Annotated in this window: 24 protein-coding genes and 1 pseudogene; 13 read left to right on the top strand and 12 right to left on the bottom strand. The window is 61.0% G+C overall.

Translation table 11 applies throughout. The annotated features are described in order from the left end of the window. Window positions 1-30 precede the first annotated feature (30 nt). Genes CPH89_RS05135 through CPH89_RS05110 form a run of 6 tightly spaced genes read right to left on the bottom strand, consistent with a single transcriptional unit; the run spans window position 31 to window position 2,965 of the window. Window positions 31-372, bottom strand: coding sequence for a HopJ type III effector protein (locus CPH89_RS05135; protein WP_053257939.1), 342 nt, complete (start codon window positions 370-372; stop codon window positions 31-33). Then, window positions 365-661: a DUF1244 domain-containing protein gene (locus CPH89_RS05130; protein WP_053257938.1), complete on the bottom strand. Its 297-nt coding sequence runs from the start codon at window positions 659-661 to the stop codon at window positions 365-367. Before CPH89_RS05130 ends, CPH89_RS05135 begins: the two co-directional genes overlap by 8 nt. 23 nt (window positions 662-684) lie before the next feature. Then, entirely contained in the window at window positions 685-1,056 is a 372-nt protein-coding gene (gene folX, locus CPH89_RS05125; RefSeq protein WP_003194073.1) for a dihydroneopterin triphosphate 2'-epimerase, read from the bottom strand. Window positions 1,057-1,058: 2 nt separating this feature from the next. Beyond that, window positions 1,059-1,619, bottom strand: coding sequence for a GTP cyclohydrolase I FolE (gene folE / locus CPH89_RS05120; protein WP_053257937.1), 561 nt, complete (start codon window positions 1,617-1,619; stop codon window positions 1,059-1,061). 20 nt (window positions 1,620-1,639) lie between these two features. After that, window positions 1,640-2,350 carry a dihydromonapterin reductase gene (gene folM, locus CPH89_RS05115; protein ID WP_053257936.1) on the bottom strand — a complete coding sequence of 237 codons (711 nt, stop codon included), beginning with the start codon at window positions 2,348-2,350 and terminating at the stop codon, window positions 1,640-1,642. Window positions 2,351-2,407: 57 nt separating this feature from the next. Continuing rightward, window positions 2,408-2,965: a putative antibiotic biosynthesis monooxygenase gene (locus CPH89_RS05110; protein WP_053257935.1), complete on the bottom strand. Its 558-nt coding sequence runs from the start codon at window positions 2,963-2,965 to the stop codon at window positions 2,408-2,410. 211 nt (window positions 2,966-3,176) lie between these two features. Between CPH89_RS05110 and CPH89_RS05105 the strand changes: the two genes are divergently transcribed. Further along, window positions 3,177-4,136 carry a MerR family transcriptional regulator gene (locus tag CPH89_RS05105; RefSeq protein WP_053257934.1) on the top strand — a complete coding sequence of 320 codons (960 nt, stop codon included), beginning with the start codon at window positions 3,177-3,179 and terminating at the stop codon, window positions 4,134-4,136. 2 nt (window positions 4,137-4,138) lie between these two features. Here CPH89_RS05105 and CPH89_RS05100 read toward each other — a convergent pair whose 3' ends face one another. Next, window positions 4,139-4,744: a hypothetical protein gene (locus CPH89_RS05100; RefSeq protein ID WP_053257933.1), complete on the bottom strand. Its 606-nt coding sequence runs from the start codon at window positions 4,742-4,744 to the stop codon at window positions 4,139-4,141. A 58-nt stretch (window positions 4,745-4,802) separates the two neighbouring features. After that, the gene (locus tag CPH89_RS05095) at window positions 4,803-5,270 is read right to left on the bottom strand and encodes a PAS domain-containing protein (RefSeq protein ID WP_053257932.1); all 468 of its coding nucleotides are present in this window, start codon (window positions 5,268-5,270) and stop codon (window positions 4,803-4,805) included. 129 nt (window positions 5,271-5,399) lie between these two features. On the opposite strand from CPH89_RS05095, the gene CPH89_RS05090 reads away from it, so the two are divergent. Further along, complete coding sequence (locus CPH89_RS05090; protein ID WP_053257931.1) at window positions 5,400-5,855, top strand: flavodoxin; 456 nt, start codon at window positions 5,400-5,402, stop codon at window positions 5,853-5,855. Here the strand turns inward: CPH89_RS05090 and CPH89_RS05085 are convergent. Beyond that, window positions 5,836-6,732, bottom strand: a complete 897-nt coding sequence (locus tag CPH89_RS05085; RefSeq protein ID WP_053257930.1) for a LysR family transcriptional regulator — start codon at window positions 6,730-6,732, stop codon at window positions 5,836-5,838. The genes CPH89_RS05090 and CPH89_RS05085 overlap by 20 nt on opposite strands. A 98-nt stretch (window positions 6,733-6,830) precedes the next feature. On the opposite strand from CPH89_RS05085, the gene CPH89_RS05080 reads away from it, so the two are divergent. From CPH89_RS05080 to CPH89_RS05045, 8 genes are all read left to right on the top strand, one after another. Further along, window positions 6,831-7,217 carry a CidA/LrgA family protein gene (locus tag CPH89_RS05080; protein ID WP_053257929.1) on the top strand — a complete coding sequence of 129 codons (387 nt, stop codon included), beginning with the start codon at window positions 6,831-6,833 and terminating at the stop codon, window positions 7,215-7,217. Beyond that, entirely contained in the window at window positions 7,207-7,893 is a 687-nt protein-coding gene (locus CPH89_RS05075; protein ID WP_053257928.1) for an LrgB family protein, read from the top strand. The genes CPH89_RS05080 and CPH89_RS05075 overlap by 11 nt, the downstream gene beginning before the upstream one ends. A 139-nt stretch (window positions 7,894-8,032) precedes the next feature. Further along, window positions 8,033-8,815, top strand: a complete 783-nt coding sequence (locus tag CPH89_RS05070; protein ID WP_053257927.1) for a class II aldolase/adducin family protein — start codon at window positions 8,033-8,035, stop codon at window positions 8,813-8,815. Continuing rightward, window positions 8,815-9,717 (top strand): alpha/beta fold hydrolase, encoded by a 903-nt coding sequence (locus tag CPH89_RS05065; protein WP_053257926.1) that lies wholly within the window; start codon window positions 8,815-8,817, stop codon window positions 9,715-9,717. Before CPH89_RS05070 ends, CPH89_RS05065 begins: the two co-directional genes overlap by 1 nt. A gap of 131 nt (window positions 9,718-9,848) precedes the next feature. Then, a complete protein-coding gene (locus tag CPH89_RS05060; protein WP_053257925.1) occupies window positions 9,849-10,760 on the top strand; it encodes an SDR family oxidoreductase in 912 nt (303 codons plus the stop codon). Window positions 10,761-11,241: 481 nt separating this feature from the next. Continuing rightward, the gene (locus CPH89_RS05055; RefSeq protein WP_053257924.1) at window positions 11,242-13,032 is read left to right on the top strand and encodes a DUF1302 domain-containing protein; all 1,791 of its coding nucleotides are present in this window, start codon (window positions 11,242-11,244) and stop codon (window positions 13,030-13,032) included. A 26-nt stretch (window positions 13,033-13,058) separates the two neighbouring features. Continuing rightward, on the top strand, window positions 13,059-14,417 hold the full coding sequence (locus CPH89_RS05050) for a DUF1329 domain-containing protein (protein ID WP_053257923.1): 1,359 nt from the start codon (window positions 13,059-13,061) through the stop codon (window positions 14,415-14,417). 227 nt (window positions 14,418-14,644) lie between these two features. After that, a complete protein-coding gene (locus CPH89_RS05045) occupies window positions 14,645-17,143 on the top strand; it encodes a LuxR C-terminal-related transcriptional regulator (protein WP_053257922.1) in 2,499 nt (832 codons plus the stop codon). 4 nt (window positions 17,144-17,147) lie between these two features. Here the strand turns inward: CPH89_RS05045 and CPH89_RS05040 are convergent, their stop codons facing one another. Then, a complete protein-coding gene (locus tag CPH89_RS05040; RefSeq protein WP_053257921.1) occupies window positions 17,148-18,026 on the bottom strand; it encodes a helix-turn-helix domain-containing protein in 879 nt (292 codons plus the stop codon). A 138-nt stretch (window positions 18,027-18,164) separates the two neighbouring features. Here CPH89_RS05040 and CPH89_RS05035 point away from each other — a divergent pair, with 138 nt between their 5' ends. Beyond that, entirely contained in the window at window positions 18,165-19,067 is a 903-nt protein-coding gene (locus CPH89_RS05035; RefSeq protein ID WP_053257920.1) for a DMT family transporter, read from the top strand. A gap of 129 nt (window positions 19,068-19,196) precedes the next feature. On the opposite strand, the gene norR is transcribed toward CPH89_RS05035, so the two are convergent. Continuing rightward, complete coding sequence (gene norR, locus CPH89_RS05030) at window positions 19,197-20,744, bottom strand: nitric oxide reductase transcriptional regulator NorR (protein ID WP_053257919.1); 1,548 nt, start codon at window positions 20,742-20,744, stop codon at window positions 19,197-19,199. A 147-nt stretch (window positions 20,745-20,891) separates the two neighbouring features. On the opposite strand from norR, the gene hmpA reads away from it, so the two are divergent. Together hmpA and CPH89_RS05020 are read left to right on the top strand one after the other, a co-directional pair. Further along, window positions 20,892-22,073 carry an NO-inducible flavohemoprotein gene (hmpA, locus tag CPH89_RS05025; RefSeq protein ID WP_053257918.1) on the top strand — a complete coding sequence of 394 codons (1,182 nt, stop codon included), beginning with the start codon at window positions 20,892-20,894 and terminating at the stop codon, window positions 22,071-22,073. Between the two features lie 232 nt (window positions 22,074-22,305). Continuing rightward, window positions 22,306-22,812 carry a disulfide bond formation protein B gene (locus CPH89_RS05020; protein WP_053257917.1) on the top strand — a complete coding sequence of 169 codons (507 nt, stop codon included), beginning with the start codon at window positions 22,306-22,308 and terminating at the stop codon, window positions 22,810-22,812. A 474-nt stretch (window positions 22,813-23,286) separates the two neighbouring features. Here the strand turns inward: CPH89_RS05020 and CPH89_RS30755 are convergent. Further along, window positions 23,287-23,577, bottom strand: a pseudogene (locus CPH89_RS30755) (hypothetical protein).

The following is a 23,577-nucleotide window of genomic DNA, read 5'->3' as shown; positions in this document are numbered from 1 at the left end:
CCCGCTCCCACATTTTGAGTTGTGTTTGACTCAGAACTTGCGGGTCAGTGGCTGCGCAGCAAATTTCACACCGGCCAAACCATGCGCAATCAATGCGCGAATATTGCTGTGATCACTGCCCTCAGGCGTCGCCAGCACGGAACGGTAATGCTCACCAAAGGCCAGCAGCGCTTGCTGATCGCTCAAGCCTTCCAGCAGCGCCAGCCCCAGGGTCTTGCACGAGCCTTCGTTTTGACCGGCGGCGTTTTCCACGCTGCCGTTGGTGAAAGCTTGCGGCTGGTAGTCGTAACCGGCAGCGATAAAGGCCAGCGTGTCGGCAAACAGGTGTTCGCCGCTGTTGAGGCTGGCGCGCAGGGTGTTCAAATCAGTCATGGGGTTTTCCTTTGGCAAACGCCGCGTGTTGGTCGGCGCTGGCTTCTTTCTGGTATTGGGCTTTCCACTCGGCGTACGGCATGCCGTACACCACTTCACGGGCGTCATCGAGGCTCAGCTCGATGTGGCGCTCATCGGCCTCGGCCTTGTACCACTTGGACAAGCAGTTGCGGCAGAAACCCGAGAGGTTCATCAGGTCGATGTTCTGCACATCCTTGCGGCTGTCCAGGTGCGCTACCAACCGGCGGAAGGCGGCAGCTTCGAGTTCGAGGCGTTGTTGGTCGTTCATAGGGCTCACTGCTGATCCAGGGGTTAGCGGCTGGCTGCCAGGGTAATCGATACCGACTCGGCAAAGCGCAGCGCGTGGGGCTTGTCCACTTCGACTTCGGCGTAGAGCACCGATTCGTTGCTCATCACCAGGTCCAGCAGCTCTTGGGTCAGGCGCTCCAGCAGGGCGAAGCGGTTACCTTCCACGTGGGCGATAATGGCCTTGGTGATGGTGCGATAATTCAGCGCGTGGTCGATATCGTTGTCGCGCACGGCTTCCTGAGCGGCATACAGGATGGTCAGGTTGATCAGCACGTCCTGCTTGTTGAGGATCTCATCCTCGTTGATGCCGATAAAGGTGCGCAGGCACAGGTCTTTGACCCGGATGCGCGCCATGCCTGGTTGAAGTTGTGGCATTGCTACTTGCTCCGTCCAATCAGTTGCAGGAACTCCATGCGCGTGGTGTTCGACTCGCGGAAAGCGCCGAGCATCACCGAAGTGTTCATGGTTGAATTCTGTTTTTCCACGCCGCGCATCATCATGCACATATGCTTGGCTTCGATCACCACGGCCACGCCGGCGGCCTGGGTCACCTGCTGGATGGCGTCGGCGATTTGCCGCGTGAGGTTTTCCTGGATTTGCAGGCGCCGCGCGTACATGTCGACAATGCGCGCCAGTTTCGACAGGCCGAGCACCTTGCCAGTCGGAATATAGGCGACATGCGCCTTGCCGATAAAGGGCAGTAAGTGGTGCTCGCAGAGTGAATACAGCTCGATATCCTTGAGAATCACCATCTCGTCATTGTCGGACGCGAACAGCGCGCCGTTGACGATTTCGTCCAGGTTCTGCTCGTAGCCATGACACAGGTACTGCATGGCCTTGGCAGCGCGCTTGGGGGTGTCGAGCAAGCCTTCGCGTTCCGGGTCTTCGCCCAGGCCTTTGAGGATCTCGCGGTAGTGTTGGGGCAGGGACAAGGTCATACAACATCCTCACAAACGGCTTACTTGATATGCCGCCCGCCGTTGACGGTCAGGGTGGTACCGGTGACATAGGGGTTGTCCAGCAGGTAACGCACGCTCTGGTAGATCACCTCCGGCCCGGGTTCGATGCCCAGTGCCGATTTGGCCAGCACCTTGGCGCGGTAGGCCGCGTCATCGCCCTCATTGAACATCACCATCGCCGGGGCGATACCGTTGACCTTGATCGTTGGCGCGAACTGCGCGGCAAATGACAGCGTGAGGCTGTCCAGGCCGGCCTTGGTGGCGCAATAGGCGATGTGCTGGCGGCTGCCCTTGCGCACCACGTCATCGCTGATATGCACGATATCGGCGGGTGACGAGCGTTGCAGCAAAGGTGAACAATGCAGGTTGATCAAGTACGGCGCAAGCATGTGCACGCTGAACATGTCGGTAAAGGCGTGGCTTTCGTCGCCTGGCGTTTCTGCGACCCACGCCGAAGCGTTGTGGATGATCGCGCGCAGGCTGTCGGTGTGGGTTTTAAGGGCTGCGATGAAGGCCAGGATCCCGGCTTCACTGGAAAAATCCGCAAACACGCCGAGCGCGCCGCGTTCGCGCAAGGCCGCAACGCCGGGGCGTTCGCTGCGGTAGCTGAAAATCACCGAATGGCCCTCGTCCAGCAGGCGTTCGGCGCAATGCAGGCCGACACGCTGGCCGGCGCCGGTAATCAGGATCGGGGCGTTCGTTGCAGTCATGGGGGGCTCAAGTCGCTGGCAGATTGAAACTATACCAGCGACCGGCCACCCCTGTACTCACGCAGCAGCTTCGGTGACCTTTCGCGGCGGCGCGGGGTGCAACCAGCTCGCCAGCAGGTGTGTCGACAGTGGAATAAAGAAGTAAACCATCAATGGCGTGAGTGCGAGCGTGCTGACCAAAACGCGGCTGAACAGGTCAAGCTCGCTGAGCAACGGCCCCAGGCCAACGTTGAACAGCAGCGACACCGGGAAAAATGCCAGCCAGATCGCCACGGCCTGTTTCCAGCGCGGTGGTCGCGCACCCACGGCACCGAACCAGCCATCAATGCCACTGACGCGATGCTCGGACGGGTCGGCAAACAGTTCGCTGCCACGGCTCAGCCAGGCGCCGCGCGACGCGGAGAATTCCCAGGCGTGCAGGGTTTTCTCGTCGGCGAAGCGGAAGATGATCTGAAATTCATCATCGTTGGGCGGCGGAGCAAGTACACCGGAGCCCAGATAACCGGGGAAGTCGGTGGCCAATTGCTCGCCTTCGCGCAGCCAGGCCATCAGTTCTTCATAGCGACCTTTGGCGACGCGGCGCGCAACCATCAGGGTGACGGGTGAGGTAGACATTGTGTATCTCCAAATATCAGGTGCGCTGAACCGGGTAGGTAATGCGCAAAGATGGCGGCCGGGTTGGGCCACCACCTGAAAAACAGGCAAGGATTATTCCTGTTTTGAAAAATTACGCCAGTGACATTGGTCTAAAGAGCCGGGCCTTGAAAAGGACAAGTGTTCAGGCGTTAAATGGGATCCACATTCACACGGACGTTTTTGACCCCAGATGCCTGAAATTACTGCGCCTACTCGCGAAGTTGCCGCTGAAAACCTTGCTGATTCGATGGCATTGTTTCCGATTCGTGAAGTCTCGAGATTGACAGGTGTTAACCCCGTCACGTTGCGTGCCTGGGAGCGTCGTTATGGCCTGATCCAGCCCACGCGCACCGAAAGTGGGCACCGCCTCTACTCCAGCGCTGATATTGAGACCGTCAAACGCATTCTCGATTGGATTGAGCGGGGTGTGGCGGTGAGCAAGGTCGGCAAAATTCTTGCGCGCGATGATCAGCAGGCCAGTGCCGTGCGCGCTGAGCGCGATACGTGCGAGGAGAGCGAATGGCTGCAGTGGCGGGCGAGACTGGTGCAAGCCGTCAGTGCCTTTGACGATCGTCAGTTGGAGAGCCTGTACGGTCAGATTCTTGCGACCTACCCGCTCGGCGTCGCGTTCCAGAATATCCTGATGCCGCTGTGGTATGACCTGCTGCGCCACCAAGGCCGTTTCGGCCAAGCCAGCGAATGGCTGTTTTACGACACCTTTCTGCGCATACAGGCCTTCCTGCGCCTGCAGTCTGCGAGTGCCTCAACCGCGCCACGGGTATTACTGACAGCCATACCTGGCGAGTGTCGTAAATTGGAGTTGCTGGTCGCGGCGTTGCTGATGAGTGGCGATGACCTGGCGGTGAAGGTGCTCGGCATGGGCCAGCCCTTTGAAGAGTTGACACTGGTGTGTGAACGGATGCATCCCCAGGCGCTGATTATTTTCTCCAACCATTCACACAACCAGGGCCTGCCGGGGCGCTTGAGTCGGTTGGCGTTGACCCTGGATTGCCCGCTGTTCTTTGCCGGTATCGCCTCGGACTTGGCCGAGAAGGATTTGGTGGGCTCCTCCGTCGGCTGCCTGGGCAGTGAGGGCAGCTTGATGCGGCGGCGACTGCAGCAGTTCCTCAGCGGCGCGCTGGATACCTGATATCAGGCGTGCACATGCGGGTGGACCAGTCGATGCTGGTGCAGGATGAACTGGCGCAGGCGTTCGATTTCCTCCGCATCGCTCTGGCTCAAGCGGTAGGCGAACAACCCTCGGGCGGTTTCCCGCTCCAGGGTGCCGCGCAACGCAATACGCTCGTAACCGGACGGGCTGAACCACAGGGAAAAGGTTTTCGGCGGTTTGACCCGGCCGCGAATCTCCACCAACACGCCTTTGAATGACACCTCATGCACCCACAGGGCGGCGGGGTTACCCTTGACGTTCTCCAGCGCCACCGGTGTCTCAAGCGCCAGGCGCCACGGGCGGATCATCGGGCCGTCTTCAAAAATGCTCGGTACCCCCAAGCGCAAGTGAACCGCATGAAACTCATCTTCCACCAGGTGCAAGGGGAAGGTGAGTTGCTGGTTGTCGAACTGCGCTTGGATGGTGACGTGGTCGTGAGCGGCCAGCCGCGTGAGCAAATCGCGAATCTGTGCACCGCCGTTGACGGTCAGGCTCGACCATGCGTCCCGCACGTTGAGCTGCGGGTTGTGCTGCATGTCCTGGATAAAATCCAGTTCGTCCTGCGTCAAGAGAGCGTCGCGGTGCATTGATGTAGCTCAAGGATGAGGTACTAAAAAGCCATTATCCCTCTAACGGCCTCATTTACTACAATTTGTTATTTCCGCTCGTCGTTTCCAGGGCCGCCAACTGCGCTTTAAGCTCGGCCACTTGCGCCTCCAACTGCGCGACGCGTTGTTGCGCTTTGACCTGGGCAGTGACGTCTTTTTGCACGCCGACGAAATACGTCTGCTTGTCGGCCTCGTTATAAACCGTCGACAGCGACAGCTCATTCCAGAAATGCGTGCCGTCCTTGCGGTAGTTGCGCAGGATTTCCCGGCAGGCCCCACCGCTGTCGAGCGCTTCGCGAATGGCGATCAGCGCTGGCTGGTCGCGGTCACCCGACTGCAGGAAGCGGCAATCCTGATAAAGGATGTCGTCCAGGGCATACCCCGTCAGGCGCTCGAACGCCGGGTTAACGTAGATCAGTGGTTTGTCTTTGCCTTCTCGTTCGGCGACGACAATACCGTCATTGGAAGCATTGACGACCATCTGCAGCAGCTTGGCGTTAATCATTGAGCGGTCCATGGCTGGTTTTTAAAGCTTGGAGTTTATGGCAAGTCTTGAATGTTGCACGGTGCGCACTGAAATATTTGCGCCAGCTGCTAATATCCCACGCTTTCGCTCAACTACAGGATCAGATTGATGAAAGTCGCCATCCTTTCCGGCTCGGTCTACGGCACGGCTGAAGAAGTTGCCCGCCACGCCGAAGCCATCCTCAAAAAGGCCGGTTTTGACGCCTGGCACAACCCTCGCGCCAGCTTGGCCGACGTGCAGGCCTTTGCTCCTGAAGCCTTTCTGGCGGTGACCTCGACCACCGGCATGGGTGAGTTGCCCGACAACCTGCAACCCCTGTATTCGATGATTCGCGACCAACTGCCCGCCGCCTGGCGTGGTCTGCCCGGTGCAGTCATCGGCCTGGGCGACGCCAGTTACGGCGACACGTTCTGCGGTGGCGGCGAGCAGATGCGCGAGCTGTTCGGCGAGCTGGGCGTGCGCGAAGTGCTGCCGATGCTGCGTCTGGACGCCAGCGAAAGCGTGACCCCGGAGGCCGACGCCGAGCCTTGGCTGGCCGAGTTGGTCACTGCACTGCGCGGTTGACCGGGAATTCGCGCAGCAACGCCAGCCAGGCTTGGGCGGCTTTGGACAGATAAGCGCCCTCACGCCAGATAAAGGCAATGTCCCAGCGCAGGTAATCGGGCGCCTTGAGCGTCAGGCGTACCACGCCGGGCCGCACCAGGCCGCGGGCGACCACGCTGGGCAGCAACACCACGCCCTGGCCGGCCGCGACCAGGGCCGCCAAAAAGTCCGCCTGGCCGCTGCGCCCGATTTCCTTGGGGGTGAAGCCCAATTGCTGGCAGGCCTGCATCAGTCGGTCATTGAGTACAAAGCTGCGCTGGTACATCAGGAACGGCGTGTCCGCCAATTCTTCCAGGCGCACTTGGGCGTTGTCGGCCAGCGGATGGTCCATCGGCAGTAAGGCATCCAGCGGTTCATCGCAGAAGGCCTGCCAGGCAAACGCCGGGTCGCTGGGCATCAGGCTGCCGCCGACGTCCAACTCGCCGTTCAAAATCGCCTGCTCAATGGTACGGCTGCCACCTTCCAGCAATTGGATGGTGACGTTCGGATAACGCCGGCGGTATTCCGCGAACAACCCCGCAAACAAAGAATCGCCTGCTAATAACGGTAAGCCCAGGCGTAACTCGCCACGGGCCAGTTGCTGCATATCATCAAGCTCACTGAGCAGCTCGGTGTGCAGGCGCAGCATGGCCTCGGCACGTTGCAATACCACCGTGCCGGCAGCTGTCAGGCGGATGTGTGAGCCGGTGCGCTCCAGCAGCGCCGTACCGAGGCTCTGCTCCAGTTGCGCGACCTGCTTGCTGACGGCGGATTGGCTGATATGCAGGGTTTTCCCGGCTTGGGTAAAGCCGCCCCGGTGGATCACTTCGACAAAGCTGCGCAGCTGTTTGAATTCCATTATCGGGATTCCAGTTTGGAATAGCTTGCAGTCTAACAATTCGCTGTGGGGATGGGAGCTGTCTCTTTAAAATGGCGGCCTGCGAGGACCCAAAGCTCATGAAACGTTTTACCTGCAAACATCTTGGCCGCCTGCTGAGCGAATTGGTCGTACTGCTGGCGATCTACCTGCTGGGCACTCAACTGTCGGCCTGGTTCGCGTGGCCCATCCCGGGTGGCGTCGTGGGGCTTGGCCTGTTGCTGGCGACGTTCGCCAGTGGGCTGGTCAAGCCGGCCGCTCTGCAACTGGGGGCCGGGGTGTTGATGGCAGAAATGCTGTTGTTCTTTATCCCGGCCCTCATGAGCCTGCTCGACTACGGTGGCCTGGTGCGCCATGACGGCTGGCGCATTCTGTTGGTGATTGGCTTAAGCACCTTGTCGGTGATGCTGGTGACGGCGTTCACCGTGGAAATGGTCTGCCGCTGGAGCCTGCGCCGTGAAGCTTGAACTGATGCCGATGTTCTGGCTCGCGCTGACCCTGGGCGCCTATATTTTCAGCCGCTGGATCTACCGTCGCAGCGGACGTTACCTGCTTTCACCGTTGATCCTGGTGCCGGCGCTGCTGCTGGCGGTGGCTGTGCCGATGAAAACTGCCTACGCCGAATACGCCACCGACACGCACTGGTTGATGCTGGTGCTGGGGCCGGTCACCGTGGCGTTTGCCGTGCCGATCTGGCAACAGCGCCGGTTGCTGGCCCGCCACTGGTCAGCGTTGCTGCTGGGGATGGTGGCGGGCAGCGCGGCCTCCATCGGCACCTCGTTCGGGCTGGCCAAGGCACTGGCGTTGAACAGCGCAGTGACCCTGTCCTTGTTACCGCGTTCAATCACCACGCCGTTCGCCATGCCGGTCTCCGCCGACCTCGGTGGTGTCCCGGAACTCACCGCCGTATTTGTGATGTTTACCGGCGTGTTCGGCGCTATGCTCGGTGGCGTGCTGCTTAAATGGTTGCCGCTGCGCACCCCTTTGGCGCGCGGTGCATTGTTTGGCATCGGCGCCCATGGCGCGGGCGTCAGCCGCGCGCACGAAGTGGGCGGCGAAGAAGGTTCGGTCGCGGGGCTGGTGATGGTCTTGACGGGGTTGCTCAACCTGTTGGCTGTGCCTTTATTGGCGGCGCTTCTCTGACGCGAGTTGGACTATTCTCATGACTGACTCGCTCAGTCATCAAGCTGGCTGCGAAGGCAACTACTTCCGCCACGGCGTCTGACTAGACTGGCCCTTCATTCAAAAAACAATAAGAACGTGAACCCAGGAGGTCGTTACCGTGAGCCTTGCCCCCGTTCTATCGTCACAGAATGTCAAAGACCAGGTCAGCGCTACTGAATGGCAAACCCGCGTCGACCTGGCGGCCTGCTATCGGCTGGTGGCCATGCAGGGTTGGGACGATCTGATTTTCACGCATATTTCCGCCAAGGTGCCCGGCACCCATGATTTCCTGATCAACCCTTATGGGCTGATGTTCCACGAGATTACCGCGTCGAGTCTGGTCAAGGTCGACCAGGCGGGCAACAAGCTGATGGACAGCCCCTACGAGATCAACCCTGCGGGCTACACCATCCACAGTGCCATCCATGAAGTCCGCCACGACGTGGTCTGTGTCTTGCACACCCACACGGCGGCCGGCGTTGCGGTGTCCGCGCAGAAGCAGGGCGTGTTGCCGATCAGCCAGCAATCCACCTTTGTCTTGTCCAGCCTGGCGTATCACGCGTACGAAGGTGTGGCGCTGAATCATGCAGAGAAGGCGCGCCTGCAGGCGGACCTGGGCGACAACAATTTTCTGATGCTGCACAACCACGGCTTGCTGACCTGCGGTGGCACCATCGCCGACACCTTCCTGATGATGTTCACGTTTCAGCGCGCCTGCGATATCCAGGTATTGGCGCAAAACGGTGGCGCCGAATTGATCGCGATCGAGCCGCAGATTTTGGCGGGCGCCAAGGCGATGGTGGCAGCTGTCACAAAGAGCGCCCACGGTATGGGAGGTGCACTGGCGTGGCCGGCGCTGTTGCGTAAATTGGACGTGCAAGATCCCGGGTATAAAAGCTGATGCCTCTCGCCGAAATCCCGCTCAGAGCCTGGCGCAAGCGTGCCCAGACTTTCGTGTTTCGTGGCCACACGGTCCGTTACTGGGTGGCCGGGCAGGGCGAGCCGTTGCTGTTGATTCATGGTTTCCCCACCGCCAGTTGGGACTGGCATTACCTGTGGCAGCCCCTGGCCCAGCGCAACCTGGTGATTGCGTGCGACATGCTTGGGTTTGGCGATTCGGCCAAACCGCTGGATCACGAGTATTGCCTGTTGGCGCAGGCCGACCTGCAACAGGCGCTCCTCGACTTCCTGCGCGTGGAGCAGCCGGTGCATGTGTTGGCCCATGATTACGGCGACAGCGTCGCCCAGGAATTACTGGCTCGTCATTACGAAGGTCGCTTTGCGATGGCCAGCTGTGTGTTCCTCAACGGCGGGCTGTTTCCGGAAACCCACCGCCCGGCCCTGGTGCAGAAGCTGTTGCTCAGCCCGATCGGCTGGATGATCGGCCGCGCCTTCGGGCGCAATGCCCTGTCGGATAGCTTCGGTCAGATCTTTGGCCCGAATACGCGACCCAGTGAAAGTGCCCTGGATGATTTCTGGAGCCTGATCAGCTGCAATGACGGCCCACGCATCCTGCACAAACTGATCGCGTATATTCCCCAGCGCCGCCGTCTGCGTGAGCGCTGGGTGGCGGCAATGCAACGCGACGGCGTGCCGATGCGGGTGATCGATGGCGAAGTCGATCCGATCTCCGGTGCCCATATGGTGGAGCGTTATCATCAGTTGGTGCCCAACGCCGACAGCGTTTTGCTGGCCAATATCGGCCACTATCCGCAGATTGAGGCACCCGTGTTGGTGCTCAAGCATTACCTCGAGTTTCGCGAGCGAATGGGCCAGCCGGCGTCGTGTGTCGCTTATTCCTGAGCGGCCTGCTGCTGTGGGGGAATCATCCCGCTGCCTTATCGAGCACCATTCAGCCTCGGCTGCCTTTATTGTGACCAACGGCTGCGTGCCTGACACTCACCCCATTCCCATTGTCGCCAGCGGAGTTCGTTATGAGTGAGTCAGTGCAGTTCCAGGATAAGGTCGTGGTCGTCACCGGTGCCGGCGGCGGGTTGGGCCGGGCCCATGCGCTGCTGTTCGCCAGGCACGGGGCCAAAGTGCTGGTCAACGACCTCGGCGGTTCAACCCAGGGCGAAGGCGCCAGTGCCTCTGCCGCCGACCGGGTGGTGAATGAAATTCGCGAGGCGGGTGGCATTGCCGAGGCCAACCATGACTCTGTTACCGACGGCGACAAAATTGTCCAGAACGCGCTCGACGTCTTCGGTCGCGTTGACGTCGTGGTCAACAATGCCGGCATCCTGCGCGACAAGACCTTCCACAAAATGGACGACAGTGACTGGGACCTGGTTTACCGGGTGCATGTCGAAGGCGCCTACAAAGTCACCCGCGCCGCCTGGCCGCATATGCGCGAGCAGGGTTATGGCCGGGTGATCTTCACCGCGTCCACCTCGGGCATCTACGGCAACTTCGGCCAGTCCAACTACGGCATGGCCAAGCTTGGCCTGTATGGCTTGACTCGCACCCTCGCGCTGGAAGGGCGCAAGAACAACATACTGGTCAATGCCATTGCCCCCACCGGCGGCACGCGCATGACCGAAGGCCTGATCCCGCCGCAAGTATTCGAACGCCTCAAGCCGGAACTGGTCAGCCCGTTGGTGGTGTACTTGGGCAGCGAGGCGTGCCAGGAAACCTCTGGGCTGTTCGAAGTCGGCGGCGGCTGGATCGGCAAGACCCGTTGGGAGCGCAGCCTGGGCGTGGGGTTCGACCCGCAAGCCGGGTTCTCGCCGGATGACGTGGCGGCGCACTGGGCGCAGATTTGTGACTTCGAGGGCGCTGTTCACCCCAAGGACACCATTGAGGCGTTGACGCAGATGATGGCCAACTTGCAGAAGTTCAGCCTCTGATCGTTGCTTGAACACGGTTTAATCTTTCGGGGCGCTCAGTGCGCCCCGTTTTTTTGCGCATAAAAAAGGCCGCTGCAACAGCAGCGGCCGAAGTAAGACGTTGGATCAAGGAGCGATAAATCAACGTCAGTGAACACAGGTAACAGATTGAATACATTAGCCAATCCGTTGAATTTCGACTTTACTCCCGAAGCTGGAAGCGGGCGGTTTGCCCTGAAAGCCCGGTAAGAATAGTTGGTTGTAACAAAATGAGTAATAGCGCTTCATGACAAGGACTGTTACTCAATCTGCAACAGTCTCCAGGCGGGCCATCCATCCTCCTGATAACCCGCCATCCACCTGATCCATAGCCCTGCCCAAACCCCGGCCAGAGCCCCTGCTAATCCTTTCGAGCGACAGTGCGAATACCCCTTTGGTGCGCTTATCGCTCCTGACGAGCGGCAGTAGGGTGGGGCCTTCTGTCACTCACCGGGGAAGACGCATGACAAAAACAACAATGCGCGCCATCTTCACGCCACAGGCGCTGGCCACTGCGGTTGCGTTGGGCTGCTGCGCCCAGGCACAGGCTGTTTCGTTCAACATTGGCGAAATCGAAGGGCAATTCGATTCCTCGCTGTCGGTCGGCGCCAGTTGGGGCATGCGCGATGCCGACAAAAAGCTGGTGGGGATTCCCAATGGCGGAACGGGGCAGGCGTCTACCGGGGATGACGGGCGGCTGAACTTCAAGAAGGGCGAAACCTTCTCCAAGATTTTCAAGGGCATTCACGACCTGGAGCTCAAGTACGGCGACAGCGGCGTGTTTGTGCGCGGCAAATACTGGTACGACTTCGAACTGCAGGACGAAAACCGCGAATTCAAGCAAATCAGCAACAACCATCGCGACGAGGGCGCGCGCTCTTCGGGCTACGAGCTGCTGGATGCGTTCGTCTATCACAACTATTCCATCGGCGACTTGCCGGGCAACGTGCGTGTCGGCAAGCAGGTGGTGAGCTGGGGCGAGAGTACGTTTATCGGTAACTCGATCAACAGCATCAACCCGATCGACGTGTCGGCTTTCCGTCGTCCGGGTGCCGAGATCAAGGAGGGCCTGATTCCGGTGAACATGCTGTTCGCCTCCCAGAGCCTCACCAACCAGCTGTCGGTGGAAGGTTTCTACCAGCTGAACTGGGAAAACACCGTGGTGGATAACTGCGGCACATTCTTCGGTAACGACGTGGTGGCCCACGGCTGCAATGGCAACTACACCGTCGGCAGCCCGGCGATTGCGCCGTTGCAACCGGTGGCCGCAGCGTTCGGCCAAGGCTTCCAGGTGACGCGCGAAGGCGTGGTCGTGCAACGTGCTTCGGACCGTGAAGCCCGCGATGGCGGCCAGTTCGGCGCGGCGTTGCGCTGGCTCGGCGATGACACCGAGTACGGCCTGTACTTCATGAATTACCACAGCCGCACGCCTACTGTGGGCACGATCACCGCCAACACCAACCTGGCCACCATCGGGCGTATCGCGGCGACCGCCAACGCCATCGCACCCGGCAGCGGCTCGGGCCTGGCCCAGAGCACGATGCTCGGCCGTGGCCAGTATTACCTCGATTACCCGGAAGACATTCGCCTGTACGGCGCGAGTTTCTCCACCACCTTGCCTACCGGCACGGCCTGGACCGGCGAAATCAGCTACCGCCCGAATGCTCCGGTGCAACTCAACACCACCGACTTGACCCTGGCGCTAGTCAACCCGATTGCCGGCCAAACCGCCTCGCCGATCCGCAGTTCGTTCGGCTCGGATAACTCCGGCTACCGGCGCAAGGAAATCACTCAGATCCAGAGCACCATGACCCAGTTCTTCGACCAGGTACTCGGCGCCGAACGCCTGACCCTGGTGGGCGAGGCGGCGTTTGTGCACGTCGGCGGGCTGGAGGCCAAAAGCAAACTGCGCTACGGCCGTGATTCGGTGTACGGCGCCTACGGTTTCGGCGGCGACACCGATGGTTTCGTCACGGCCAACTCCTGGGGGTATCGCGCCCGGGCAATCCTTGACTACAACAACGTGTTTGCCGGGGTGAACCTCAAGCCCAACCTGTCCTGGTCCCAGGACGTCAGTGGCTATGGCCCCAACGGCCTGTTCAATGAAGGCGCCAAGGCGATCAGCGTCGGCGTGGATGCGGACTACCGCAACACCTACACCGCCAGCCTGAGCTACACCGACTTTTTTGGCGGTGACTACAACACCCTCACCGACCGCGACTTTGTCGCCCTCAGCTTCGGCGTGAACTTCTGACTTGGTTTAAGGAAGGACAAGAACCTATGCGTAAGATATTTGCAGTGATGGCCCTGAGTTTGCTGGCGGCCCACGTCATGGCCGCCGTGTCGCCCGAAGAGGCCGCCAAGCTCGGCACCAGCCTGACGCCGGTGGGCGCCGAAAAAGCCGGCAACGCCGATGGCTCAATCCCGGCCTGGACCGGTGGCATCCCGAAAAACGCCGGCGCAGTCGACAGCAAGGGCTTTCTCGCCGACCCATTCGCCAATGAAAAACCGCTGTTCGTGATTACCGCCGCCACGGTGGACAAGTACAAGGCCAAACTCTCCGACGGCCAAGTGGCGATGTTCAAGCGCTACCCCGAGACCTACAAAATCCCGGTGTACCCGACGCACCGCACGGTCAACCTGCCGCCGGACATCTATGAGTCAATCAAGCGCAGCGCGCTGAATGTGCACGCGATCAACAACGGCAACGGCCTGGAGAATTTCACCGGCAACCGCTACTACGCGTTCCCGATTCCCAAGAATGGCGTGGAAGTGCTGTGGAACCACATCACCCGTTACCACGGCGGCAACCTGAAACGCATCATCACCCAGGCCACCCCGCAGACAAACGGCAGCTACACGCCGATCCGCTTCGAGGAAGAAGTGGCGGTGCCTCAGGCCATCCCGGATATCGACCCGGCCAAGGCCGCCAACGTGTTGAGCTTCTTCAAGCAATCGGTCACCGCCCCGGCGCGGTTGGCGGGCAACGTGCTGCTGGTGCACGAGACCCTCGACCAGGTGAAAGAGCCGCGCCTGGCCTGGATCTACAACGCCGGCCAGCGCCGTGTGCGCCGCGCGCCGCAAGTGTCCTATGACGGCCCGGGCACGGCCTCCGACGGCCTGCGTACCACCGACAACTTCGACATGTTCTCCGGCGCCCCCGACCGCTATGACTGGAAACTGGTCGGCAAAAAAGAGATGTACATCCCCTACAACAGCTACAAGCTCGACTCACCGACCCTCAAGTACGACGACATCATCAAGGCCGGGCATATCAACCAGGACCTCACTCGTTACGAGCTGCACCGGGTGTGGGAAGTGGTCGGCACCGTCAAGCCAAGCGAGCGACACATCTACGCCAAGCGCCACATGTACATTGACGAGGACAGCTGGCAAGTCGCGCTGGTGGATCACTACGACGGCCGTGGCCAGTTGTGGCGTGTTGCCGAAGGCCATGCGCAGTTCTATTACGACCACCAGGTGCCGGCCTACACCGTGGAAACCCTGTACGACATCATCGCCGGGCGCTACATCGCGCTGGGGATGAAGAATGAGGAGAAAAGCAGCTTCGTGTTCGGCTTTGCGGCCAAGGCGGCGGATTACACACCGGCGGCTTTGAGGTCTACGGGCGTGCGCTGATCCCGGGTCGAATTGGGCTCAATGGTGGGAGCGGGCTTGCTCGCGAAGGCGGTGTATCGGTCTCAGAAGTCGATGACTGACACGCCGTATTCGCGAGCAAGCCCGCTCCCACATTGGCTTTTGTGCATGGTCATTAATCACCCCGCTGAATACTTCTTCAACAACCGCCGACCACAGGACTACGGTAGGCGTCAGGTTGCATAACAATAAAAACGCAGGATGCAGCAATGACCGCCATGACACGCTGCCTGGACCGTCCTGGATTCATGCCACGGCTGTCCGCTCACCATCTGTTGCGCCCGCGCCTGGCCGAGCCTTTGCTCGCCGCGCCCGTCAGGGTCAAGTTGCTTTGCGCGCCGGGCGGCAGTGGCAAGAGTGCGTTGCTCGCAGAGTGTGCGTTGCAGGCGCCGAAAGGTTGCCAGGTCTATTGGCTGCCGCTCAATGGCGCGGTCCTCAGCCCCCACGAATTTTGTCAGCGCCTGGCGCACAACCTGGGGCTGCCCTTTGTCGATGAAGCCACTTTGTTGCTCGACCTCAGCCGCTGGCAGCACGCGGCGTGGGTATTTCTCGATGACTTCTGCCGTCTGCCCGCGCCTGGGCTGGACGCGTTGCTCGATCGTTTACTCAACGTCGCCAGCCCGGCGCTGACCTGGTGGCTGGGCGCGCGACGGCGGCCGCTGTGCAACTGGCCACGGCTGTTGCTCGACGACGCGTTGCTGGAGTGCAGTGAGTTGGCATTCAGCCCCGCGCAGGTCCAGCAATTGCTGGGCCCCGGGCAGACTGTCGACAGCGTGATGCAGTTCAGTGCCGGTTGGTGTGCGGGCGTGCGTATCGCCTTGCTGGGCGATGGGCACCCGGACAAGACCTTGCTCGACTACCTGCAACATGAGCTCTTCAGTACCTTGCCGGCCGAACTGGCCGATGCCTGGCGTGTGCTGGCGCATCTGCCGCGTTTCAACCCGAGCTTGTGTGAGCACCTGTTCGGTGCTGGCGACGGCGCTCAGTACCTGCGGGATTTGCAGGCACTCGGTGCATTTATCCAGCCATGGGAAGACACCGCCGATTGGCTGCACGTGTTCCCGCCGCTGGCGCGATTGCTCTGCAATGAGCCCTGGCCGGCCAAGCGCTCGTGGCATCGGCGTGCCTGCCAGTGGTTTACCGCCGAGCGCGACTGGCAAGCCGCGTTTGAACAGGCGTTGCTGGCCGAAGAGTACGAAGTGGCGGTGAGTTTGTTACAGCACTTCAGTTTTGAAGACCTGTTCCGCCAGCAGAATGCGCTGCTGCTGTTGCGCCTGCATGAAGAGCATGGCGATGACGTGATGCTCGGTTCTGCGCAACTGGTGGGGCTGGTCACGGCGGCGCTGCTGTTTGCCGGGCGTTTTGACCAGGCGGGCGTGTGCATCGACCAGCTTGCCCGCTTTGCCCCGCAACCCAGTGCAGCGCAACAGCGGCATTTGTTGGCCCGCTGGCAGGCGCAATGGGGTTGGCTGTTGCATCTGGGCGGCGATGCCGAGCGGTCCCGCGAGCATTTTCTGGAAGCCTTGCAAGCCTTGCCCGATAACGCCTGGACGTCGCGCGTGATGTGCCTCTCGGGCCTGACCCAACAAGCCTTGCTGCGCGGTGAATTGGACGTGGGCCAAACGCTGAACCGCGAAGCCCTGTGCCTGGCGCGGGCCCACGGCTCGTTGGTACTGGAGGCGTTGCTGGAACTGGACCACGCGCAATTATTGGAACAACGCGGCGCCCCGTATCGCGCGCAAAGCCTGCTGGAAAATGTGCAGGCGATGCTCATGCAGCAGCGGCTCAAGGCCGGGCCATTGGTCGGGCGCATCGCCCTGCGGCGCGGGCATTTGGCGCTGCGCCAGGGGCAGGACGCACTCGCCAGCGAGTGTTTCGACGCCGGGTTGACGATGTGCCTGCACAGCCAGGACAAACGCGTGCTGTACGGGTTTCTCGGCCTGGCACTGCTGGCAGCCAACCATGGCGATTACGCCCAGGCCTTTATCCAACTGCGCGACGCCGAGCGCTTGATGCAGCAACGCCAAGTGCCGGAATCGGTGTATCGCGCAGTGCTGCTGTTGGTCAGTGGGCACTTCTGGTTACAGCAGGGCCGCGCCGACTTGACCGTGGAGGCGGTGCGCCGGGTGTTGCGCCACTTCCGTGGGCCGCAGGCTCGACAGGCACCGCCGGCCACGCTGGAATTGATTCCACGTCTGGAGTATTTGCTGGTGCTGGCCGAGGTGCGGCTGGGCTGCGCCGACCAACCCATGGTGCGGCTCAATGCCTTGCTGCACACCGCCCAGCAACGCGGCATGCTGTGCCTGGAAACCGAATTGCACCTCGTGCTGGGCGAAGTGGCCTGGCGCGTGGGCGATGCGGCGCTGGCCCGCCACGCCCTGCAAACCGGTTTGGAACTGGCCGCGCGTTGTCAGGTGCAACAGGCCATTCGCGAACTGCGCTTGCGCGCTCCTGGGTTATTGAGTGAGCTGGGGTTGGAGACGCAAGCGTCGCCCGGCGGCGTGGCGGAGAACCCCTTGAGTCAACGCGAACTGGAAGTGCTGCATTTGATCGCCCTTGGCAACTCCAACCTGGAAATCGCCGATCGGCTGTTTATTTCGCTGCACACCGTCAAGACCCACGCGCGGCGTATTCACAGCAAACTCGGCGTGGAGCGGCGCACCCAGGCGGTGGCCAAAGCCAAGACGTTGGGCTTGATGAGGGGGTGATGGTTCAGGCGGTGCAGAACGCTTGGCGGTATTCACCGGGCGTTGCGCCCATGGCTTGGCGAAAACGATGGGTGAAGTGGCTGGCGCTGGAGAAACCGCACATCCAGGCAATGTCACCGAGGGGCAGGGCGCCACTGCGCAACAGGGTCTGTGCCCGAACCAGCCGTCGTGCCAACAGGTATTGATGGGGCGGCAAGCCGAAGCTTTGGCGAAACATCCGCGCGAAATGGTATTCCGACAGCGCGCAGAGTCCGGCCAGTTGCCCCAGGCTGATCGGGTCCTCCAGGTGGTGATCGATGTAGTCCACCAACAGCCGCCGCTGATGCGCGGCCAACCCGCCTTTGAGGCGCAGGCCATCACGCGCACCGACCTGGCTGAGCAAGGTGTGGCTGAGCATTTCATGCGCCAGGCTGCTGGTCAGCAGGCGCTCGGCGGGCTCGTGCCAGTTGAGGGCGATCAATCGGTGAAAGCGCCGCGCCTGGCTTGCGTCTTCGAGAAAAGTGCTTTCGCGCAGTTGCAGTTCACGCGGTTCGCGGTCGAGCAGGGTGACGCAGCCGAGGGCGAACTGTTCCGGGCTGAAATACACGTGGGCCAGGCGAATTTCGCCGTTGATCACCCAGGCCGACTGGTGTTCGGCCGGCAGAATACACAGCTTGTCGGGGCCGCCCTTGGTGCCCGGCTGGTCGCGACGAAAGGTCCCGGTGCCGCCGCCGATGTAGCAGGACAAGGTGTGATGGCTGGGCGCCTGGTAGTCCTGCGAGTCGTGATGGTTGCTCCACAAGGCCGCAGACAAGCCGTCACCGAGCTCGGCGCAGGCTTCCAGGCGAGCGTTGGGCGAGCGGTTGAGGGCTTGAAAGACTTGCAGGGATTCCAGATCAGGCATGGTGTGTACTCTCCGACGCCTTGCATCCTACTCCGCGTCGCTGGCGCTGTGAGCCCACTGCCCGACAAAAGCGCAAGAATCTGCAAGAGCGCTCCCGGCCTGGCGGGTGACACTGTGGCTCAATCGACGGAGCCCGCTATGAACCTTTTTCTGTATTTACTCACCGTGCTGATCTGGGGCACCACTTGGATTGCACTCAAGTGGCAATTGGGCGTCGTGGCGATTCCGGTGTCGATCGTCTACCGCTTTGGGCTGGCGGCGTTGGTGTTGTTTGCACTGTTACTGCTGAGTCGTAAGTTGCAGGTGATGAACCGCCGCGGGTACCTGATCTGCCTGGCGCAAGGCCTGTGCCTGTTCTGCGTCAACTTCATGTGCTTCCTCACTGCCAGCCAGTGGATTCCCAGCGGCCTGGTGGCGGTGGTGTTCTCCACGGCCACGCTGTGGAACGCGCTCAATGCGCGGGTGTTTTTTGGCCAGCGGGTCGCGCGGAACGTGTTGCTGGGCGGCGCGCTGGGGTTGATGGGCCTGGGGTTCTTGTTCTGGCCGGAATTGGCCGGGCACACCGCCAGCCCACAGACGTTGCTCGGCCTGGGGTTGGCCTTGTTGGGCACGATGTGTTTCTCGGCAGGCAATATGCTCTCGAGCCTGCAGCAAAAAGCCGGGCTCAAACCGTTGACCACCAATGCCTGGGGCATGGCGTATGGCTCGGCGATGCTCGCGACCTACTGCGCGGTGCGCGGGATTCCGTTCGAGATGGATTGGAGTGCGCGTTATGTCGGCGCGTTGTGGTACTTGGTGATTCCGGGGTCGGTGATTGGGTTTACCGCCTACCTCACGCTGGTCGGCCGCATGGGGCCGGAGCGCGCTGCGTACTGCACAGTGTTGTTCCCGGTGGTGGCGCTGAACGTGTCGGCGTTCGCCGAGGGTTATCAGTGGACGGCCCCGGCGCTGATGGGGTTGGTGCTGGTGATGTTGGGGAATGTGCTGGTGTTTCGTAAGCCCAAGCCTGTGAGTCCTGTCTACAAAGCGAAGGCAATCTAATGTGGGAGGGGGCTTGCTCGCGAAAGCGGTGTTTCAGTGCCAGAGTTGTTGCCTGACACGCCGCATTCGCGAGCAAGCCCGCTCCCACATGGACCGAGGTGTCTACCGCCGCTTACCAAGCCCGTTGGTTTATTTGAGGCCCAGGCGCTTGGCCATGCGGCCCAGGTTGGCGCGGTCCAGGCCGAGTTCGCGGGCGGCGCTGGCCCAGTTGTGCTGGTGGCGCTCCAGGCAGGCGCTGATAACCTGGCGTTGGTAATGTTCGGTGGCCTGGCGCAGGTCGCCGGCGACAACCGGGACCGCATCGGCCTGGGCTTCGATCACCGGCGGCGCGCTGACGTCAGGCAGGTCGAGGTCTTGCGCATTCAAGCTCAGAATCTTCGGACGTTCGTGGCAGTTACCCAGGGCCTTGAGTGCGCTGCGGCCGATCAAATGTTCCAACTCCCGCACGTTGCCCGGCCAGTTATAGGCCAACAATGCCGCCTGGGCATCGCTGCTCAGGCGCAGGCTGCCCAAGCCCATACGTGAGCGGTTCTGTTCCAGGAAGAACCCGGTCAGCAGCAGCACGTCGCGCCCACGTTCACGCAGCGCCGGCACTTGCAGCGGGTACACGCTCAGGCGGTGATAGAAGTCGGCACGGTAGCGACCATTGCGCACTTCCTCGGCGAGGTCGCGGTTGGTGGCGGCGATCAGGCGCACATCCACCTGATGCTCCTTGTCCGAGCCGAGGCGCTGTAACTGGCCGCTTTGCAGTACACGCAGCAGTTTGGCCTGTACGGTCAGCGACAACTCGCCGACTTCATCCAGAAACAAGGTGCCGCCGTTGGCCAGCTCGAACTTGCCGCGACGCTCGTTCAGTGCGCCGGTAAAGGCGCCACGCACATGGCCAAACAGTTCGCTCTCCACCAGGGTTTCCGGCAGGGCGGCGCAGTTGAGGCTGATCATCGGCTTATCTGCACGCGGCGACGCGGCGTGAATCGCTTGGGCCACCAGCTCTTTGCCTACGCCGGTTTCGCCGGTGATCAGCACGGTCAGGTCACTGCCGCCGACCAGTTTGATTTCCTCGACCAGGCGCTTGTGCGCCTTGCTCTGGCCGATCATTTCCTTGTGCTGCTGGCCGCTGGCCTGGCGGTAGATCTCGGCGCGCTGATGCTCATCGTCGGCGCGCAACGCCAGGCGCTCGATACGTTCGGCAACGGTGACCGTGGCCGCCGCCAGGCTGGCGAAGGCTTGCAAGGCATCCAGTTCAACACGCTCGAAGCGCTCGGTGTCCAGCGCGTCGAGGGTCAGCAGGCCCCAGGGTTTGTCGTCGATAAACAGTGGGCAGCCCATGCAGTCGTGCACGTGCAGGTCGCCGTGCAGGCCCTCGACCAAACCGTCGTAGGGGTCGGGCAGTTCGCTGTCGCTGTCGAAACGGGTAGGCCCGGGGCTGCTCAGCAGCACGGCGAAGCGTGGGTGTTCGCTGACCTTGAAGCGTCGACCAAGGGTGTCGGCGCTCAACCCATCCACCGCCAGAGGCACCAGCCACTCACCATCCAGGCGCAACAACGCCGCGGCGTCGCACGGCAGCAGGGCGCGCATGGCGTGCAGCAGGCGCCGATAGCGCTCGCCTTCGGACAATTCGCGAGAAAGGTCGGCGACCAGCGGCAGCAGGGTGGTGAGCAGCGATTGTGCAGTCATAATGACTCCTTGTAGTCCTTACGACTATATTGTGTTGCAGGTCATATTGACTACTTAATATTTAAATCATTGAAAATTAACGAATAATAAGTTGGCATGAATACTGATTAAGTAAAGGCATTCAGTAAGAAGACCCAGGAGTCTGCCATGCTTAGTGCCCAAGACCGTGCCATCGTCAAATCCACTGTGCCCTTGTTGGAAAGCGGTGGCGAAGCGCTGATCACGCATTTCTATCGCATGATGCTCAGCGAATACCCGCAGGTTCGCCCGCTGTTCAACCAGGCCAATCAGGCCAGCGGCGACCAACCCCGCGCGTTGGCCAACGGCGTGCTGATGTACGCGCGGCATATTGACCAGTTGGACCAACTGGGCGATCTGGTTGCCAAGATCATCAACAAACACGTGGCCTTGCAGATCCTCCCGGAGCATTACCCGATCGTGGGCACCTGCCTGTTGCGCGCCATCTACGAAGTGCTCGGCAGCGAGATTGCCACGCCTGAGGTGCTGAGCGCCTGGGGCGCCGCCTACGGCCAGTTGGCCGACATCCTGATTGGCGCCGAAGCGGCCATCTACGACGAAAAAGCTCAGGCCCCGGGCGGCTGGCGCGGTGCGCGGCCGTTCCTGCTGGTCAAGCGGGTGGAGGAGAGCGATGAGATTACCTCGTTCTATTTTGCCCCCGTGGACAACGGTCCGATCCTGGCCGCTGCGCCGGGCCAGTACATTGGCATTAAGCTGACGGTCGACGGCGAAGAAGTGCGCCGTAATTACTCCCTGTCAGCCTTGAGCGACGCGGGCCTTTACCGCATCAGCGTCAAACGCGAGGCCGGTGGGCGGGTGTCCAACTTCCTGCATGACCAGTTGCTGGTTGGCGCGACCGTTGAGCTGTTCCCGCCGTCGGGTGAGTTCACCTTGGTGGCCAACGATAAACCGCTGGTGTTGATCAGCGGTGGCGTGGGCATCACCCCGACGCTGCCAATGCTCGAAGCGGCGTTGGCCACTGAGCGCCCGGTGCACTTTATCCACTGCGCGCGTAACGGCGGGGTGCATGCGTTCCGTGACTGGGTGGACGCCCTGGCGGCCAAGCATCCGCAACTCAAACGCTTTTACTGTTATGCCGAGGACGACGGCGTAAGCCCGGCGGCGGACAAGGTCGGCCTGCTGAGCCAAGCGCAACTGGCGGCATGGTTGCCCGAGCAGCGCGACCTGGACGCCTACTTCCTTGGCCCTAAAGGCTTCATGGCGGCGATCAAGCGCCACCTCAAGGCTTTGGGCGTTCCCGAGCAGCAGGCGCGCTACGAGTTCTTCGGCCCGGCTGCGGCGCTGGAATAATTGTCCGGAAACGACGCTGCCCAATTGTGGGCGCGGGCTTGCTCGCGAAAGCCCTGGATCAGTCACTTAACATGTCGACTGACACGCCGCCTTCGCGAGCAAGCCCGCTCGCACATTGCTCCTCCATTTGCCGCTGATTAATCTGCTGTTAACCCCCTTCTGTTTTAACCATCCCCTGTGTGTAAACTTGCGGCCATCTGGCATTAACCATAATCAGGTAAGGGAAACGGGGATGAGTGACGAATTGCGTATAGGCAGGGAGCGGCGCTTTCTGGTGTTGCTGGGCATCATCTGCCTGGCGCTGATCGGCGGCGCGCTGTACATGCAAGTCGTGTTGGGCGAGGCGCCGTGCCCGCTGTGCATCCTGCAGCGCTACGCCTTGTTGTTGATTGCGATATTTGCGTTCATCGGCGCCGCCATGCGCCGCAAGGGCGCGGTCACGCTGTTTGAAGGGTTGGTGGTACTCAGTGCGCTGGGCGGCGTCGCTGCGGCCGGCCACCATGTGTACACCCAGTTCTTCCCGCAAGTCAGCTGCGGCATCGATGTGCTGCAGCCGATTGTTGATGACCTGCCGCTGGCCAAGGTGTTCCCGCTGGGCTTCCAGGTTGATGGCTTCTGCAGCACGCCTTACCCGCCGATCCTCGGCCTGTCCCTGGCGCAATGGGCACTGGTGGCGTTCGTGCTGACGGTGATCCTGGTGCCGTTGGGCATTTACCGGAATCGCCGACCCAACGCCTGAGTCTGTTCACTGAAACGCCCCGCTCTTCCTTAAAGGAAGGCCGGGGCGTTTTTGTTCGTAGGGATTTGTGAAAGTGCTGTGACGCGCAGCAACTTGAGGTGCGCGCAGTGTGCGACATGTTGTCACACGGAAGCTGCCGCAGGACGTTTCTGCTGTGCCGGACCTTCGCATAAATTTGCGCCAGGAAGCCAAATTGTGCTGTCAGTTCGTGGTTTGAATGACGCCGCGAGCGCCGCGTGGTTCCAGCGCTTCGGTGATGTCCGAATGCCTTGTTTTATGGGGACTTGGATGCGTTTTGCATGCCCTTACAGCGTGTAAGGGTTGAGTGGCTGTGCTGAATAACACGGCAATTTTTGTGGTTTTTGTGGGGAATCGAACACGATAAGATCGCGAACCTTTGCAGGAATGGTGAAGGATTGTTGCTGGAATCGATAAAAATTATTTCTTTATAAGACATGGTTTATACATCGCTAGCTAACTACAATCGCCCGCACTGAATGTCCGGTGCTGTTCAATCTTTGAGCATTGGAGCGGTCGAGGGGCAGATGGATGGCTCTGTGCGACCCCAGGTTCCGGCAGCCTTTCAACTTTCCGCACCAAATGGAATTGGTCTGTAACAAGGCCTTTAACCACGAAATCGAATAAGAACTCACCGCAGGTCCGTGACACGTCCATTTATGGCGTACCGGGCAGGCTCTTATTCAATCGAAGAGAAATGCCAACCCTTGGCAGGGTGAAGTGTTGGCGATCAAAACCCAACTGCAT

It is taken from the genome of Pseudomonas fluorescens (assembly GCF_900215245.1).
GTDB classification, from domain to species: Bacteria; Pseudomonadota; Gammaproteobacteria; order Pseudomonadales; family Pseudomonadaceae; genus Aquipseudomonas; species Aquipseudomonas fluorescens.
The sequence above is the reverse complement of the archived record's forward strand: the minus strand, read 5'-3'. Positions and strand labels throughout refer to the sequence as shown.